The organism is Arthrobacter sp. 05N33_2, assembly GCF_056397425.1.
Genome location: NZ_JBFTNJ010000044.1, coordinates 1 through 16,545, shown reverse-complemented (window position 1 = coordinate 16,545; position 16,545 = coordinate 1). Strand labels below are relative to the sequence as shown.

The window sequence follows — 16,545 nt, the reverse complement described above, 5'->3', positions numbered from 1 at the left end:
GGCCGCTCGCGGCGTTCTGGCTGCACGCCCTGAGCCTATGCGGACGCCATGCCACTCGGGCGGTTGTCCACAGTGTTGGGGACCGGTGGCGGAACGCGGGGGCCTATTGCTCCCGTGTGACCCGTTTCAGGTCTTCGTTGGCAAGATCCAGCAGGCCCTGGAGCTGGGTCACCCGATCGTCGTTGACTTCACCGGACTGGCGTTTGACGAGGGCGTCGTCCAGCAGCCGCTTCGCTTCTTTCGCGTTGCTCCGCGCGACGTCCAGCGCGTGTTCCAGGGTGGTCTCGTGTTCAACAGCCGGGTTCGGTTCCATGGCTCCATTGTGGTTCCCTTTCCCGGCCGATTCCAGTGCATCGGCCGGGAAAGGAGGAACATGTCCCGGTCAGGGACATTCGCCCTGACTAGACCTCGACGGGCAGCCCTGCGGCCTCGAGGATGGACGCAGCGTCCTTGGCGGGGAAGGACGGCGGGTTGACCCCGGCCATTTCCTCCATGACGCGGACCACCTGGCAGCTGTAGCCGAACTCGTTGTCGTACCAGACGTACAGGACGAGATTCTTCTCGTTGGAGATGGTGGCCAGGCCGTCGACGATGCCTGCCCGGCGTGAGCCGACGAAGTCCGTGGAGACAACCTCGGGCGAATCGATGTAATCGATCTGCTTGCGCAGCTCGGAGTGCAGCGACATTTCCCGCAGGTAGTCGTTGACCTCGTCCTTGGTGGTGCCGTTCTCCAGGTTCAGGTTCAGGATGGCCAGCGAGACGTCCGGGGTGGGGACGCGGATGGAGCTGCCCGTGAGCTTGCCGAGCAGTTCCGGCAGGGCCTTGGCCACGGCCTTGGCGGCACCGGTCTCGGTGATCACCATGTTCAGCGCGGCAGAGCGTCCACGGCGGTCGCCCTTGTGGAAGTTGTCGATCAGGTTCTGGTCGTTCGTGAAGGAGTGGACCGTCTCCACGTGGCCGTGCACCACGCCGTAGCGGTCGTTGATCGCCTTAAGCACAGGGGTGATGGCGTTCGTGGTGCAGGACGCCGCCGAGACGATCGTGTCCGAGTCGTCGATGGTGCCGTGGTTGATGCCGTGCACGATGTTCTTCAACTCGCCCTTGCCCGGTGCGGTGAGGAGAACGCGGGCAACACCCTTGCTCAACAGGTGCTGGGACAGGCCCTCGGCGTCGCGCCAGCGGCCCGTGTTGTCCACGACGAGCGCATCGTGGATGCCGTAGGCGGTGTAGTCCACTGTGGAGGGGTTGTCCGAGTAGATGACCTGGATCTGGACGCCGTTGGCCGTGATGGTGTCGTTTTCGAGGTCAACCTTGATGGTGCCTTCGAAGGAGCCGTGGACGGAGTCGCGGCGCAGCAGGCTCGCGCGCTTGCTGAGGTCGTTGTCTGAACCGCGGCGGACCACGATGGCACGCAGGCGCAGGCCGTGGCCGCCGCCTGCCTTTTCGATCAGGAGCCGGGCCAGGAGCCGGCCGATGCGGCCGAAGCCATAGAGGACGACATCGGTGCTGGTGCGGTCGTCGCCGCCGCGCTTGCCGACAACCTCGGCGAGTTCGGCGCGGAGGAACTCATCCAGGCTGGCGCCGTCGCCCTCGGCGCGGTATTTCTCGGTGAGGCGGGCAATGTCGATCGCCGCGGCGCCGAGGTCCAGCTTGGTCAGGGCCTCCAGCAGCGGGGCCGTCTCCTCAAGGCGCAGTTCTTCCTTGCTCATCCGGCGGGCGAAGCGGTGGGCCTTGAGGATATTCATGGTGGACTTGTTGATCAGGCTGCGTCCGTGGATGGAGGTCACCACGTTGTTCTCGCGGTACAGCCGGCCGATCACGGGGATCATCGCCTCGGCGAGTGCCTCACGGCCCATCCACGTATCAAGACAAGAATCTGACGTCTGGCTCACAGAACTACCTTCCTAGAATCCACCCCCTACGTCCTCGTAGGGGGAAGTCGGCCGCCGGAGGGTGTCCGGTACCGGGCACCGGCGGGGATTCRGTCCACCCCGGGCGCCTCATCGAGCGCAAAGAAAAACCGCCGGCTGCGAACGCAGACCCGGCGGCAGAACTTCTACGTTCACCATCAATTCTACGGGCGGCCAGGCAGGGTCGGGTGCCTGTTGCGCGTGAATTGACTCACACACTGTCCGGGGCCACGTCGAAGTCGGCAAAACCATCCGCGCCGGGCGTCAGCCCCGCTGCGTCCTCAAGGATCATGTCGACGGCCTTTTCCGCGATCATGATGGTGGGTGCCTGGGTGTTGGCACTGACCAGCCGGGGCATGATCGAGGAGTCAACGACCCGCAATCCCTCCAGCCCGTGGACCTTCAGCCGCGGGGAGACAACGGAATCATCGGTGGTACCCATGGCGCAAGTGCCGACCGGGTGGTACGAGGTCCGCCCGTAGGAGCGCACGAAATTCACGTACTGGTCGCGGGTTGCCACCCGGGAGCCGTCGCCGATGTGCTCCTTCTGAATGAACGCCGCCATCGATGACTGCTCCATGATCTGCCGGCTCTGCTGCACCCCGGCGATCGTCATCTCCAGATCGTAGTCATCCGCCAGGAAATTCGGATCGATGAGCGGTGTCATTGTGGGATCTGAGGACGCGACGCGAACTGTCCCCCGGCTGCGGGGGCGCAGGAAGTACGAGTTGAGCGTCGCCCCGAATCCGGGCCGCAGCGACGCAATGCCCGGCTCCGACCTCGCCGCGGGCAGGAAGTGGAACTGCAGGTCCGGGGTCTTCTCATCTGTGTTGGCGTAGCTGAAGCCACCGGCCTCGACGAGGTTGGACGCGAACGGTCCCGAGCGGAAAGCCAGATACTCGAGGCCCGCCAGCATTGTCGCCGGGCGCACCCGATTGAACCGGTCCAGGCTGTGGTCATCGGTGAGTTCGTAAATGATGTCCAGGTCAAGGTGGTCCTGCAGGTTCTTCCCGACCCCGGGCAGGGCGTGGATCACGTCGATGCCGGCGGCAGCAAGGTCTGCCGGGTCGCCGATGCCTGAAAGCTGCAGCAACTTGGGCGAGCCAAACGCGCCGCTGGCGATCAGCACCTCGCGCCGGGCACCGTAGGTTCGCGCGACTCCGCCTTCAATCGCCTGGATGCCGACGGCGCGGCCATTCTTGATGACCACCTTGGAGACGGTCACGTTGACGCGGACAGTGAGATTGGGCCGCCTGCGCGCGGGTTTCAGATACGCGACGGCTGCGCTGCACCGGCGCCCATTCCTGGTGGTGGTCTGGTAGAAGCCAACGCCCAACTGCTTCGCCCCATTAAAATCGCTGTTGTAGGGCAGCCCGAACTCCTGGCCCGCCTGCACGAATGCCGCCGAGAGCGTGTGCGGACGCCGGAGGTCAGAGACGCCGAGCGGCCCGGTGGTTCCATGGTGGGGTCCGGAGAGCCTGGTGTTTGACTCCGAGCGAATGAAATACTTGGACACCTCGGCGGCGGACCAGCCCTCACATCCATAGTCCCCGGCCCACCCGTCGTAGTCCCCAGCCACTCCCCGGGTGAAGACCTGGGAGTTGATGGASCCSCCGCCRCCRAGCCCGCGGCCTTGAGGGAGCGGGATGCTCCGGCCGTTGCTGTGCTTTTGCGGAACACTGCTATACGCCCACTGGTACGGTCCTCCCTTCAATCTCGGGAAGCCCGCGGGCATATGGATGAAGGGATGGCGGTCGGACCTGCCCGCCTCGAGCAGAAGCACACGGACTGAGGGGTCTTCACTCAATCTGCCAGCCAGAACGCTGCCGCCGGTACCACCCCCGGCGATCACATAGTCGTACTCAGCATCGTCCGGCACTATGACTCCTCAACCATCGCCGAAGCTACCGCTCCTTGAAGCGTTGATTGAAGTGTGTTAGTTCCGCGGCCATGATGTCAAGCATCCGGGGCTGGCGTGCACAGCCGCCGGTAGGCGGCACACGGCGGAACGGACCGGGCCAAGTGGGTGGATGGGTTGACCGATACGCCGGGTTCTGTGTTCCCGCGCTGTTGCCGGCGCGGGAGTAGCGGCCATCCATCTACGGACGCCGTTGCCGACGCCCTCCAGCGGCCTACCCGAACACTCGGGCGAGCAGCCCTCAAACGTGTCCTGTCTGGCCTTGCTCCGGGTGGGGTTTACCTAGCCTTCCCGGTCACCCGGGAAGCTGGTGGTCTCTTACACCACCGTTTCACCCTTACCTGCCCTGTGGCCTGTGCACGCACACGCCGCATGCAGGCGGTCTGTTCTCTGTGGCACTGGCCTGCGGGTTACCCCGAGTGGGCGTTACCCACCACCCTGCTCTGCGGAGCCCGGACGTTCCTCGAGCCACTTGCGTGACGCGCGGCCGCCTGGTCAACCCATCCGCTGTCCATTCTACGTTCTCCCGGCCGGCACAGCCGCACCGCAGCCTTTCGGGGCTGCCGGTGGGAGAATTTAAGCAGGGTTCCTGCTAGTAAAGGAAGAGTGATCCCGATGAACTGGACCGCCATCATCATCTGGCTGTTGGCCATCGTCCTGGTGGCTATTCTCGCCAAGATGTCGATCAAGATTGTGCGCCAGTACGAACAGGGCGTCCTGTTCCGCCTGGGCCGRGTGGTCGCGGTACGGATGCCCGGCCTGCGGTTCATCATCCCGGTGGTGGACCGGCTTCAGCTTGTGAGCCTGCGGATCGTGACAATGCCGATCCAGTCACAGGGCATCATCACCCAGGACAACGTCAGCGTCGATATCTCGGCAGTGGCGTACTACCGGGTGATCGACTCCGTGAAGTCCGTCGTGGCGATCGAAGACGTGGCCGCGGCCATCAACCAGATCGCCCAGACCACCCTGCGGAAAGTGGTCGGCCGCCACAGCCTGGACCAGACGCTGTCGGAGACTGAGCGCATCAACAGCGACATTCGGATAATTCTGGACGCGATGACCCTGGAATGGGGTGTCGAAGTGACGCTCGTCGAGCTCAAGGACATCCAGCTCCCGGAGAGCATGAAGCGGGCGATGGCCCGGCAGGCGGAGGCCGAGAGGGAGAAGCGGGCCAAGATCATTTCGGCCGAAGGAGAGGCGATCGCCGCCGTGGCGCTCGGCGCGGCATCTGACACGATGATGGCCCACCCGGTCGCCCTGCAGTTGCGGAATCTTCAGTCCCTTGTGGAGATCGGGGTGGACAAGAACTCAACCGTCGTCTTCCCGGCGCCCCTGATGAGCACCATCGCCGAACTGGCCGCTTTCCTGGCACGCGAGGACCATGTGGCCAAGACGGCGATGACGGCGATGACGGCGACGGCGACGCCAGAGGCACCGACAACGACGCCGGCACCACCGATCAAGGCCGCGTAGCCCCGACCGCCAGACCTAATTATCGCGGAACCCACGGCACGCGCCGCCAGTAGGATCGTACGGTGCTAATTCTGTTGCCGCCCTCCGAGGGCAAGACTCCCGCTGTGCGCGGAGACGCCGCCGACTGGGGCGCCTTGAGCTTTCCCGCCCTCAACAGCTCCCGCGCCAAGGTCCTGGAGGCGCTCGGCACCGTCAGCGCCCACGAGGACGCGCTGGCGCTGCTGGGCGTCGGCGCTTCACTGAGCGCCGACGTCGAACGCAATACACGGCTGCACGCGGAACCTGCCGCCCCGGCCCACCAGGTGTATTCCGGGGTGCTCTTTGACGCCCTCGGCTACAACACGCTGACCCCGGCGCAGCGGAGGAAGGCCGACGAATCGGTGCTGGTGGTCTCCGCCCTGTGGGGCGCCATCCGCTTCGCCGACCGCGTGCCCGCCTACAGGCTGTCGATGGGGACTTCGCTGCCCGACGTCGGACGGCTCGCCTCATTCTGGAAGCCTCAACTGAACGACGCACTGGCGGCGACCACTACGGGTGAGCTGTTAGTGGATTGCCGGTCCAGCACCTACGCCGCGGCCTGGACTCCCCCGCCGGAACAGACGGTGGCCGTGAACGTCTTCACCAAGACCGCCGGCGTGCGCAAGGTGGTCAGCCACTTTGCCAAGCACACCCGGGGCGAACTGGCACGGCATTTGCTCAGCCGCCGGGGCAAGGCGCCCCAAACCCCCGCACAGCTGCAGAAGGCGGCGGCGGAGAAGTGGGTTGCCGAACTCGTTGAGGGCACGGCCCGGAAGCCGCACACCCTGAACATCATCCTGCCGAACTGACGCGCAGGCGGGTGCTTAGGCCCACTCGGACGAGCGCACCAGGATGCAGCCGGAGTCCGGGCAGAACACGATGTCGTCCTCGGCTGCGGCCTTGATCTCGGCCAGGTCGCCCGGGCTCAGGTGCATGCCGGAGCCTTCCGAGGTGCCGTGGAAGAGCCGGGCAGCGCCGACGCCACGCTTGGCCAGGGTTTTCTCGTAGACGGCGAGCATTCCGGCGTCGAGTCCGGCGGCGAACTCGGCACGCTGCCCGCGCACCACCGTGGCTTCGGCGGCGATCTCGGCCAGCTGCTCGTCCAGCTCGGCACGGATGGAGCCGAAGGAGCCCTGGATGTCGTCGACAATCTGCTGTTGGGCCGCCTGGCGGGCGCGGAGCGAGTCGAGCCGTTCGAGGACTTCGAGCTCCACGTCCTCGAGGTCCGAGCGGCGCTTGTTCAGGGAGACGAGGTCCCGCTGCAGGGCGACGAGGTCCTTGGACAGCCCCGTGCCGCTGTTGAGCCTGGCCTCGTCGCGTTCGATCCGGGAGGCGACCTGCTCGACGTCGGCCTCTGAGCGTTTGAGCTCCAGTTCAGCATCGTGGACGGCCACCTTCGCGGCACCGAGCTCACCGTTGGCCACGCTGAGGGCGGCTTCCAGGTCCGTGATGCGGGAATCGCTTTCAAGGCTTCGCCGGCGGTTGGACAAGGACTTGAGCTTGGCATCGAGTCCCTGCAATTCGAGCAACTTCAACTGTTCCGCCGGTGCTGCCTTGGCCACTATTTACCTCCGCTAAATCCAATCCGGCCGAAGCCGGGCACCGTCCCGGCGCTCCTTAGACTCTAGCGCCTAGCGTACTCCCCGGCCTCGCTACGCTAACCCGGGGCCCCTCGCACGCCAGGCTTAGCCCGGAGTCAGAATGAAGTCCCACGGGTCGCTGTTGGTGGTGCTGACCCGGATCTCGACGTCGTGGCCCTGGTCGGTGAGCACATTGCCCAGCGCTTCGGCGGCCGCAGGCAGCCACAGCCATTCGCTGGCGAAGTGGGAAACGTCGATCAGGTACGGCCGGTCGTTGACCGCCGCCTCCCGGGCTTCGGATGCCGGGTGGTGCCGCAGGTCCGCCGTGACGTAGACGTCCGCGTTGCTCGCCCGCACCTCACCGAAGAGGGAATCGCCGGCGCCGCCGCAGACAGCCACCCGCCGGATCAGCCCGTCCCGGTCCCCCGAGACACGCACGCCGCCGGCCACAGAGGGCAGGATGCCGTACACGCGGGCCGCGAAATCACCCAGCGTCAGGACCTCGTCGAGGTCACCGACACGGCCGATGCCTTCCTCGGGGAGCCCGTTCGCGGCCGGCGTCAGCGGGGCCACGTTCTGCAGGCCCAGCGCGTCGGCCAGGACGTCGGAAACGCCCCCGACGGCGGAGTCACCGTTGGTGTGCACGGTCAGCAGCGCGGTCCCGGACTCGATGAGGCGGTGCACGGCCTTGCCCTTGGCCGTATTCGCGGCCACGGACGTCACGCCCTTGAGCAGCAGCGGATGGTGCGTGATGAGCAGCTCGGCACCGAAGTCGATCGCTTCCTCGATCACGTCAATTGTCGGATCGACCGCGAACATGACCCGGTGCACCTCGGCGTTCGGGTGGCCGGCCACCAGACCCACCTCGTCCCAGTCCTCGGCCAGGGATTCGGGCCAGAGCTCCTCCACCGCCAGCTGGATCAGGCCCAGCGTCGCGGCGCCGGTGTCCTCCCCGGTGCCGGTACCGGCGTCGACGGCGGCAGCAGGGCGGTCGGATTCCGCTGAAACATCGGTGTTCACAGGTTCCATACCCCCATTTTTACCCTATCCGCGGGCGGCCCGGTCACTCGTAACACTCTCGTAAGGTGGGTGGGGAATCATCGGGGCCCTCGAACCATTGAAGAGATCATGAGAACTTTTGTCCTCGGCGGAGGCTGCTTCTGGTGCCTCGACGCCGTCTACCAGAAAACCAAGGGCGTCAGCTCGGTCGTGTCGGGCTACACCGGAGGCCATGACCGCAGCCCCGACTACTACTCTGTGTGTTCCGGGACCACAGGCCACGCCGAGGTGGTGGCAGTGACGTTCGACGAGGACGTCATTCCCGCCGAGGTCATCCTGGACATGTTCTTCGCCCTCCACGACCCCACGACGCTGAACCGGCAGGGCTACGACGTCGGAACCCAGTACCGTTCCTCGATGTTCTACGAGACCACCGAGGAAAAGATCCTGTTCGAGGAGGCGATCGAGCGGAACCAGGCCCTGTGGCGGCACCCGATCGTCACCGAGGTCAGCCGGCTGCCCCAGTTCCATGTGGCCGAGGAAATCCACCAGGACTACTTCGCCAAATACCCGGAGCAGGGCTACTGCCAGGTCATCATTAACCCCAAGCTGGCCAAGGCGAGGAAATATTACTCTGCATGGCTTAATGCTTAGCTAGGGCCTGTAGGCGCTCGTTAGGCTGACCTCAGTCAACCCTCTTCAAAGACAGGCATACATACATGGCACCGATCTATGACGATGTAACCCAGCTGGTAGGCGGAACTCCGCTGGTCCGTCTGAACCGGCTGACCGAAGGCCTTGACGCCACCGTGGCCGTCAAGCTGGAGTTCTACAACCCGGCCAACAGCGTCAAGGACCGGATCGGCGTCGCGATTGTTGACGCTGCCGAGAAGTCCGGTGCACTCAAGCCCGGCGGCACCATCGTCGAAGGCACGTCCGGCAACACCGGAATCGCGCTGGCCATGGTGGGCGCGGCCCGCGGCTACAAGGTCATCCTGACCATGCCGGAAACCATGTCCACCGAGCGCCGGGTCATGCTGCGCGCGTACGGCGCCGAGATTGTCCTGACCCCCGGTTCCGAGGGCATGCGCGGCGCCGTGGAGAAAGCCCAGGAGATCGTGGCCAACACGGAGAACTCCATCTGGGCCCAGCAGTTCGCCAATGAGGCCAACCCGGAGATCCACCGCCGCACGACGGCCGAGGAAGTCTGGGCCGACACCAACGGCAAGGTGGACATCTTCGTCGCCGGCGTCGGCACCGGCGGCACCGTCACCGGCGTCGGACAGGTCCTGAAGGAACGCAAGCCGGAGGTCCAGATCGTGGCCGTCGAGCCGAAGGACTCCGCCATCCTCAACGGCGGCGCCCCGGGCCCGCACAAGATCCAGGGCCTCGGCGCGAACTTCGTCCCCGACATCCTGGACACTAACGTCTACGACGAGGTCATCGACGCCACGCTGGAAGATTCCGTCCGGGTGGCGCGCGAACTCGGCATCAAGGAAGGCATCCTGGGCGGCATCTCCTCCGGCGCCATCGTCTGGGCGGCCCTGGAGCTCGCCAAGCGTCCGGAGAACGCCGGTAAACTCATTGTTGCTGTGGTTTGCGACTTTGGTGAGCGCTACATCTCCACCGTGCTGTACGACGACATCCGCGGCTAAGTCCGCTGACCCACGATTGCCCAGAAAGGTCTTTGTGAGCTTCTTCGCAAGACTGAAGGAAGACCTCGACGCCGCCCGGTCCCACGACCCGGCGGCTCGAGGTTCTTTTGAGAACTTCTTCGCCTATTCCGGCCTGCACGCGATCTGGTTCCACCGCCTGACGCACCGGCTGTGGCAAAACCCGGCGCTGCGGTTCCCGGCGCGGCTGATCTCCCAGCTCGCCCGGTTCCTGACCGGCATCGAGATCCACCCCGGCGCGACGATCGGCCGGCGCTTCTTCATCGACCACGGCATGGGTGTGGTCATCGGCGAGACGGCCGAGATCGGCGAGGACGTCATGATCTACCACGGCGTGACCCTCGGCGGCCGCTCGCTCGCCAAGATCAAACGCCACCCCACCATCGAGGACCGTGTGGTGATCGGCGCGGGCGCCAAGATCCTGGGCCCCATCACCATCGGCCGGGACAGCGCCGTCGGCGCCAACGCCGTGGTGGTCAAGGACGCTCCGGCCGAATCAATCGTCACCGGCGTGCCGGCCACCTGGCGGCACCGCGACGCGCAGCGCGAGACGAAGCCCGCCGTCGACCCGGCCGAGTACCTGATCGAATACCGGATCTAGACCGGGCTCTGGACCGGCTCCCGGCGGAACCGGGCGGAACCGTATCTAGGCAGCCCTACCCGGGAACCTCTTGTAGATGTTCCACAGGACGGCGTCGAACGCCCGGTCCGGCAACAGGTGGCGCAGCAGCAGGATCCCGCGGGCGCTGGCACCCACCGGGTAGCGGGTCCTGGGCCGCCGGGCGGTCGCTGCGTGCAGGATCGCCTCGGCCACGAGCTCGGGCCGCGACGACGTTGCGGGGTTGTCCGTGGTGCCCAGCGCCGCCGCCACCACCTTGGCCTGGGCCGCATAAGGGCCGTTTCCGGAGCTGGCCAGCAGCCCCTGCGCCGCAATGGCGCCCCACTCGGACTGCGTCCCGGCCGGCTCGATGACGGCCACATCAATACCGTGCGGCTTGAGCTCGAGCCGCAGCGAATCGCTCAGGCCCTCCACGGCGAACTTGGTCGCGTGGTACCAGGCGCCCAACGGCTCGTACATCTTGCCGCCGATCGATGAGATGTTGATAATCCTGCCCGCACCGGCGGCCCGCATGGCGGGGATCACGAGCTGCGTCATGCGCGCCAGACCGAAGACGTTCACGTCGAACTGCCGCCGGCCCTCAGCCAGCTCGACCTCCTCGAGCGAACCGTACGTCCCGTAGCCGGCGTTGTTGACCAGGACGTCGATCCGGCCGTGCGCGGCCAGCACGTCCCCGACGGCGGCGCTCATCGAGGCCTCATCGGTCACGTCCAGTGCCACCACCTTGACCCCGGATGCCTTCAGCGGCTCCATCAGCTCCACCCGGCGGGCCCCGGCATAGACGGTGAAGCCGGCCGAGGCAAGCTTTTTCGCGGTTTCGAAGCCGATGCCGGTGGAGGCACCGGTGACAAACGCTACGGGCTGGGGCATGAGTTGAACTCCTTGGGCGCTGAACTCCTGGGGTCGGAGCGGTGCGGAAACACGGACGGCCGGCGCCTCCCAGCGTATCTGGAAAGTACCGGCCGTCGCGTCGGAACGGGGTGGGTCAGTGGGTGTCGACTGCCTCGATCTCGGACTTGTCCTCGCCCCAGAGGGTGTGGAACGTGCCCTCGGCATCGACGCGGCCGTAGGTGTGCGCSCCGAAGAGGTCGCGCTGKCCCTGGATGACGGCKGCSGSSAGGCGCTTGCGGCGCAGKCCGTCGTAGTAGGCCAGCGAGGAGGAGAACACCGGCACCGGGATGCCGAGCTGCACCGCGGTGGACRCCACCCGGCGCCAGGCCGGGAGGACTTCGGCGATCGCCTTGGTGAACGCCGGGGCGAAGAGCAGGTTGGCCGGCTTCTCCGCAGCGGCGTAGGCCTTGGTGATTTCCTTGAGCAGTTCCGCACGGATGATGCAGCCGCCGCGCCACAGCGAGGCGATTTCATCCAGCTTCAGGTCCCAGCCGTATTCCTTGGCCGCGGAGGTGAGCATGTCGAGTCCCTGGGCATAGGAGACCAGCTTGGAGGCGTAGAGCGCCTGACGGACGTCCTCGACAAAGCTCTCGGGGACCTCGACGGCGGCCTCGCCGCCGGCCAGCAGCTCCTGTGCCAGCACGCGCTGCTCGGCCTGGGAGGACAGTGCCCGGGCGAAGACGGACTCGGCGATGCCCGACGTCGGGGAGCCGAGCTCAAGGGCGGAGATGACCGTCCAGCGGCCGGTGCCCTTCTGGCCGGCGGCATCCACCACAACGTCGACGAACGGCTTGCCGGTCTTCGCATCGACGTGGCCGAGGACCTCGGCGGAGATTTCGATCAGGAAGGAGGCGAGGTCGCCCTTGTTCCACTCTTCGAAGATCTTGGCCTGCTCGGCCGGTTCGATCCCGGCGCCGGAGCGCAGGAGGTCGAAGGCCTCGCCGATGACCTGCATGTCGGCGTATTCGATGCCGTTGTGGACCATCTTGACGAAGTGGCCGGCGCCGTCGGTGCCGATCCAGGCGCAGCAGGGCTGGCCGTCCACGTGCGCGGCGATCTTTTCCAGCAGCGGGCCGAGGGCGTCGTAGGACTCCTTGGAACCGCCCGGCATGATTGAGGGACCGTTGAGGGCACCCTCCTCGCCACCGGAGACACCGATGCCGACGAAGTGCAGGTCCTTCTTGGCGAGCGCAGCCTCGCGGCGGCGGGTGTCCTCATAGTGCGAGTTGCCGGCGTCGATGATGATGTCGCCCGCTTCCAGCAGCGGCTCGAGCTGCTCGATCACGGAGTCGACCGGCTTGCCGGCCTTGACCATGATCAGCACGCGGCGCGGCTTCTCCAGCGAATCAACGAGTTCCTGGAGGGTCTCGGTGCGGATGAAGTCGCCCTCATCGCCATACTTGGCTAGCAGGGTGTCTGTCTTTTCCACGGACCGGTTGTGCAGGGCAACGGTGAAGCCGTTCCGGGCCAGGTTGCGTGCGAGGTTGGCCCCCATCACCGCGAGGCCGGTAACACCGATGTGTGCTGACATCAAAAACTCCAATTCATTTTTGTACACGATGATTTCTGTAGACCACGTGTACGGCGATTCGTCTCAGACGTTCATCTAGGACTCGGCAGGTTGCGCCGCGGAGGGCGGAACCCACTCTTGAGGATTGTGGCTGTCCTTAAACCATATGTATTTCCGCGGGCCGCGGGAAAGCCGCGCCCACGGAGCGGAATGCTGCGCGTCATAAACAGTCTATGATCACCGGCGTCCGCCCCTCCGGTCGGCCCGGACCGGGCCCACCGCATTATGCTTACGACTATGTCAACCAGCCTCCACCACCGTGCCATTGAGCACCTCGGGACCCGGATCGTGGCCGGCGAGCTTCCGGCCGGGCACGTCATGCTTGCCGAGCACCTTGAGGACGAACTCAAGGTCTCCCGCTCGGTGGTCCGGGAGGCGGTCCGGGTCCTCCAGTCCCTGGGCCTGGTGGAGACCATCAAACGCGTCGGCATCCGGGTGCTGCCCTCGAACCGGTGGAACCCCTTCGACCCGCTCGTGATCCGCTGGCGGCTGGCCGGCGAAGGCCGCGGCGCCCAGCTGCGCTCCCTGGCCGAACTCCGCACCGCCGTCGAGCCGGTGGCCGCCGAACTGGCCGCGGCCAACGCCCCCGAGGAGCTCCGCCGCGAACTCGTGGAGATCTCGCACGCCATGCGCGACGCCGGGCAGGCCGGGGACGTGCCCCGGTTCCTCGAGCTGGACATCCTGTTCCATTCCCTGCTGCTGACCGGCTCGGGCAACGAGATGTTCGCCAACATGGTGGGCCAGGTGACCGAGACGCTGACCGGCCGCACCATCCACGGCCTGATGCCGGACCACCCGCGCGAGACGGCGCTGCGCTGGCACGTGGAGGTCGCCGAGGCCATCGCCGCCGGGAATGCCGCCGCCGCCCGCGAGGCCTCGAACCGGATCATGCGCGAGACCATCTCGGAGATGGAGCCGAGCTGGAAGAACCAGCCACGGGTGTTTGTCCCGGTCGAGCGCCACTAACCCGCCACTGGCCGTCCCGGGCCCGACGGCGGCGCTCCTCACGCAGGGGCCCGCCTGAAGTCCAGCAACACCTTCCCCGAAACAGCCGAGTTCCTGGCGATTTCGAACGCTTCCAGTCCGCGGTCCAGGCCAAAGGTGTGGGTCACCACGGGGTCCACCCGCAGGGAGCCGTCGGCGAGCGCCGCTATGACCTCATCGATTTCGTCATTGAAGCGGAAGGAGCCCACCAGCTCCAACTCGCGCGTAATGGCCAGGGAGATCAGGACCGGCTGCGGGCCCGAAAGCAGCAGCCCCACCATCACCACCCTGCCGCCACGGACCGCGCCCGTGATCGCCGAGGCCAGGCCCCGGTGGCTGCCCGAGGACTCGATGACGACGTCCGCCTCAACCGCGGCGATCGCCCCGGCGTCGTCCCCCTTGAGGACCGCGTCGGCCCCCGCAGCACGGGCTATCTCCAGCGGCAGCTCGTGCATGTCCACGGCCACGATCCGGCCGGCGCCGGCGCGTTTGAGCACGGCCACGGCCAGGGCACCGATGGGACCGCTGCCGATCACCAGCGCCGTCTTTCCCGCCACGTCGCCGGCGCGCGACACGGCGTGCCAGGCGACGCTGGCCGGTTCCGCCAGTGCCGCGGTCCGCAGGTCCAGCCCCGCCGGCAGCGGCCGGAGCATCCGGGTCGGCAGGTTCACATACCGGCTGAACGCTCCGTCGGTGTGGGGAAAGCGTGCGGCGCTGCCCAGATACGTGCAGCCCGGCGACAGATTCGGACGCTCCGCCGGGTACCGGGCGCCGCCCGGGCCCGGCGTGGCGGGATGCACCGCGACGGCCGTGCCGGGCCCCGGCCCGGAGCCGTCAGCGGCGGCGCGGATCACAGTCCCTACGATCTCGTGGCCCAGGACCATGGGAGCCTTGAGGACGGATTCGCCCGCGGCGCCGTGCAGCCAGTAGTGCAGGTCGGAGCCGCAGATGCCGCCGAAGGCCACGTCGATGACGGCTTCACCGGGCGCCGGCGCGGGCACGGGGATGTCCTCGATCCGCAGGTCGCCCGCGGCGTGGGCCACCACCGCCGCGGCCGTGGCCGGAAGTGCTGCCACGCCGCCCATCAGACCACCACCGTCATTCCGCCGTCGATGAAGATGGTCTGGCCGTTGACGAAGTCGGACCCGTCGGAGGCCAGCCACACGGCGGGTCCGGCCAGGTCCTGCACGGTCCCCCAGCGGTGCGCGGGGGTCCGGCCCAGGATCCAGGCGTTGAACTGCTCATCGTCGACGAGGTTTTGGGTCATCTCGGTGTGGATGTAGCCCGGCGCGATCCCGTTGATCTGCAGGCCCGAGGCGGCCCATTCCGCGGTCATGGCCCGGGTCAGGTTCCGCAGGCCGCCCTTCGCCGCGATGTAGGGCGCGATGGTGGGCCGGGCGAGGTCGGTCTGGACCGAGCAGATGTTGATGATCTTGCCCCGGCCCCGCGGGATCATGTGCCGGGCCGCTTCCCGCCCCACCAGGAACGCGCTGGTCAGGTCCGTGGAGATGACCCGTTCCCAGTCGGCCACGTCGAGCTCGAGCATCGGCACCCGGTGCTGGATGCCGGCGTTGTTGACCAGGATGTCCAGCGGGCCGACGTTCTCCTCCACCCAGGCGATGCCCTGGGCGGCCCCGGTGTCGCTGGTGACGTCGAAGGCGCAGCTGTGCACCCGGCCCGGCGCGTAGTCCGCGGCCATCGCGGCCTCGGCGGCCTTGAGCCGCTCGGGGTTGATGCCGTTGAGCACCACGGTGGCGCCGGCGTCGGCCAGTGCCCGGGCCAGGGCGTTGCCGATCCCCCGGCTCGAACCGGTCACCAGGGCCACACGCCCGGTCAGGTCAAAAAGTCCACTCATGGTTCACTGATCCTCATTGGTCTTTGCTGCTGTGTTGGCTGTTGGCTTGTCGCTGGGGTTGTCACGTGCGTTGTCGCTGAGATTGGCGATGGTTTGCCGCACGACGGCGAGGTCCCGGTCCCCCAGCCCCTGGCGCAGCAGGGCAGCGTAGAGCTCGGCGCCGGCGGCCGCCATCGGCACTGCGGCACCCGCGGCCGCGGCGCTCTCGAGCACGAAGGAGAGGTCCTTGTGCATGAACTTGGCGGGCCCGGTGGGCTCGTAGTCCCTGGCGGCGAGCCGTGGCCCCACGATGTCCAGGACCCGGCTGCCCGCCAGTCCGCCCGCGAGCACCTCGTAAAGGGCGGGCACCTCCATGCCGGAGCGTTCGGCGAGTTCCGCGGCCTCGGCGAGCGCCGCCGTCGTGGTTCCCACGATCAGCTGGTTGCACGCCTTGGCGAGCGACCCCGATCCCAGCGGTCCCAGCCGCCGCACGGTGCTGCCCATCGCGCCAAAGAGCGGCAGGAGCCGGCGGAAGTCGCCGTCGCTGGCGCCCGCCATGATGGCAAGGGTGCCGTCCGCCGCGCCCTTGGTGCCGCCGCTGACCGGCGCATCGACGACGACGGCATTGCCCCGGCTCGCCTCCGCGACCCGGGCCCCGAAGTCCCGCACGCCGGACGGCGACACGCTGCTCATCACCACGACGGCGGTTCCGGCCGCGGGCGGGCTGGCGGTCCAGCCGGCCAGGAGCGCGGCACTCGCATCCTCAATGTCGGACAGATCCGGCAGCATGAAGACAATGACTGGCTGGTCTCGAAGCGCCTCGACCCTGGCCACGCGCGAGCCGCCCAAGGCCTCGAAGGCGTCCAGCGCCGCCGGCGAACGGTTCCAGGCCGTGACGGTCCATCCCGCCGCGAGGAGGTTGGCGGCCATCGGCGCGCCCATCAGGCCGAGGCCGATCAACACGTTCTTCTTCGAGTGCTTCCACAGCTGGCCGATGGGGTTCTTGACCACGCTCTTGTGCTTTTCCAGTTCCTGGAAGACGGGCGTTTCCTTCAGCCGGAGCCGAATGAAGA

At 67.0% G+C, this 16,545-nt stretch carries 16 protein-coding genes and 1 other RNA gene; 6 read left to right on the top strand and 11 right to left on the bottom strand.

Annotated elements, in window-relative coordinates:
- Positions 1-103: 103 nt before the first annotated feature.
- The 4 genes from AC1DHX_RS15185 to rnpB form a co-directional block, all read right to left on the bottom strand.
- Positions 104-313: a hypothetical protein gene (locus AC1DHX_RS15185; protein ID WP_018773403.1), complete on the bottom strand. Its 210-nt coding sequence runs from the start codon at positions 311-313 to the stop codon at positions 104-106.
- Between the two features lie 88 nt (positions 314-401).
- Positions 402-1,892, bottom strand: a complete 1,491-nt coding sequence (locus tag AC1DHX_RS15180) for a glyceraldehyde-3-phosphate dehydrogenase (protein ID WP_476858301.1) — start codon at positions 1,890-1,892, stop codon at positions 402-404.
- Positions 1,893-2,121: 229 nt separating this feature from the next.
- Positions 2,122-3,762 (bottom strand): GMC family oxidoreductase, encoded by a 1,641-nt coding sequence (locus AC1DHX_RS15175; RefSeq protein ID WP_476900198.1) that lies wholly within the window; start codon positions 3,760-3,762, stop codon positions 2,122-2,124.
- 175 nt (positions 3,763-3,937) lie between these two features.
- Positions 3,938-4,331: RNase P RNA component class A (gene rnpB, locus AC1DHX_RS15170), an RNA gene on the bottom strand.
- 112 nt (positions 4,332-4,443) lie between these two features.
- Here rnpB and AC1DHX_RS15165 point away from each other — a divergent pair.
- Both AC1DHX_RS15165 and AC1DHX_RS15160 read left to right on the top strand, forming a co-directional pair.
- The gene (locus tag AC1DHX_RS15165) at positions 4,444-5,304 is read left to right on the top strand and encodes a slipin family protein (RefSeq protein WP_476858300.1); all 861 of its coding nucleotides are present in this window, start codon (positions 4,444-4,446) and stop codon (positions 5,302-5,304) included.
- Positions 5,305-5,366: 62 nt separating this feature from the next.
- The gene (locus AC1DHX_RS15160; protein ID WP_476858299.1) at positions 5,367-6,131 is read left to right on the top strand and encodes a YaaA family protein; all 765 of its coding nucleotides are present in this window, start codon (positions 5,367-5,369) and stop codon (positions 6,129-6,131) included.
- A 15-nt stretch (positions 6,132-6,146) separates the two neighbouring features.
- On the opposite strand, the gene AC1DHX_RS15155 is transcribed toward AC1DHX_RS15160, so the two are convergent.
- Together AC1DHX_RS15155 and AC1DHX_RS15150 are read right to left on the bottom strand one after the other, a co-directional pair.
- Positions 6,147-6,884 carry a zinc ribbon domain-containing protein gene (locus AC1DHX_RS15155; RefSeq protein ID WP_243177190.1) on the bottom strand — a complete coding sequence of 246 codons (738 nt, stop codon included), beginning with the start codon at positions 6,882-6,884 and terminating at the stop codon, positions 6,147-6,149.
- A 123-nt stretch (positions 6,885-7,007) separates the two neighbouring features.
- Positions 7,008-7,931 (bottom strand): Nif3-like dinuclear metal center hexameric protein, encoded by a 924-nt coding sequence (locus AC1DHX_RS15150; protein ID WP_476858298.1) that lies wholly within the window; start codon positions 7,929-7,931, stop codon positions 7,008-7,010.
- A 99-nt stretch (positions 7,932-8,030) separates the two neighbouring features.
- Here AC1DHX_RS15150 and msrA point away from each other — a divergent pair, with 99 nt between their 5' ends.
- The 3 genes from msrA to epsC all read left to right on the top strand — a co-directional run bounded on the left by msrA (position 8,031) and on the right by epsC (position 10,175).
- Positions 8,031-8,555 (top strand): peptide-methionine (S)-S-oxide reductase MsrA, encoded by a 525-nt coding sequence (gene msrA / locus AC1DHX_RS15145; protein WP_476848984.1) that lies wholly within the window; start codon positions 8,031-8,033, stop codon positions 8,553-8,555.
- Positions 8,556-8,620: 65 nt separating this feature from the next.
- Positions 8,621-9,556, top strand: a complete 936-nt coding sequence (gene cysK / locus AC1DHX_RS15140) for a cysteine synthase A (protein WP_459385078.1) — start codon at positions 8,621-8,623, stop codon at positions 9,554-9,556.
- 34 nt (positions 9,557-9,590) lie between these two features.
- The gene (gene epsC, locus AC1DHX_RS15135) at positions 9,591-10,175 is read left to right on the top strand and encodes a serine O-acetyltransferase EpsC (RefSeq protein WP_018773413.1); all 585 of its coding nucleotides are present in this window, start codon (positions 9,591-9,593) and stop codon (positions 10,173-10,175) included.
- A 45-nt stretch (positions 10,176-10,220) separates the two neighbouring features.
- On the opposite strand, the gene AC1DHX_RS15130 is transcribed toward epsC, so the two are convergent.
- Both AC1DHX_RS15130 and gndA read right to left on the bottom strand, forming a co-directional pair.
- A complete protein-coding gene (locus AC1DHX_RS15130) occupies positions 10,221-11,063 on the bottom strand; it encodes an oxidoreductase (RefSeq protein ID WP_476858297.1) in 843 nt (280 codons plus the stop codon).
- Between the two features lie 115 nt (positions 11,064-11,178).
- Entirely contained in the window at positions 11,179-12,615 is a 1,437-nt protein-coding gene (gene gndA, locus AC1DHX_RS15125) for an NADP-dependent phosphogluconate dehydrogenase (protein ID WP_476900193.1), read from the bottom strand.
- 276 nt (positions 12,616-12,891) lie between these two features.
- Here gndA and AC1DHX_RS15120 point away from each other — a divergent pair, with 276 nt between their 5' ends.
- Positions 12,892-13,620: a FadR/GntR family transcriptional regulator gene (locus AC1DHX_RS15120; protein ID WP_476858295.1), complete on the top strand. Its 729-nt coding sequence runs from the start codon at positions 12,892-12,894 to the stop codon at positions 13,618-13,620.
- Positions 13,621-13,658: 38 nt separating this feature from the next.
- Here the strand turns inward: AC1DHX_RS15120 and AC1DHX_RS15115 are convergent, their stop codons facing one another.
- The 3 genes from AC1DHX_RS15115 to AC1DHX_RS15105 are packed head-to-tail and all read right to left on the bottom strand — an operon-like array spanning position 13,659 to position 16,414.
- Positions 13,659-14,723, bottom strand: a complete 1,065-nt coding sequence (locus AC1DHX_RS15115; RefSeq protein WP_476858294.1) for an L-idonate 5-dehydrogenase — start codon at positions 14,721-14,723, stop codon at positions 13,659-13,661.
- Positions 14,723-15,493 carry an SDR family oxidoreductase gene (locus AC1DHX_RS15110; protein ID WP_476858293.1) on the bottom strand — a complete coding sequence of 257 codons (771 nt, stop codon included), beginning with the start codon at positions 15,491-15,493 and terminating at the stop codon, positions 14,723-14,725. Before AC1DHX_RS15110 ends, AC1DHX_RS15115 begins: the two co-directional genes overlap by 1 nt.
- A 3-nt stretch (positions 15,494-15,496) precedes the next feature.
- Complete coding sequence (locus tag AC1DHX_RS15105; RefSeq protein ID WP_476900197.1) at positions 15,497-16,414, bottom strand: NAD(P)-dependent oxidoreductase; 918 nt, start codon at positions 16,412-16,414, stop codon at positions 15,497-15,499.
- Positions 16,415-16,545: the final 131 nt, after the last annotated feature.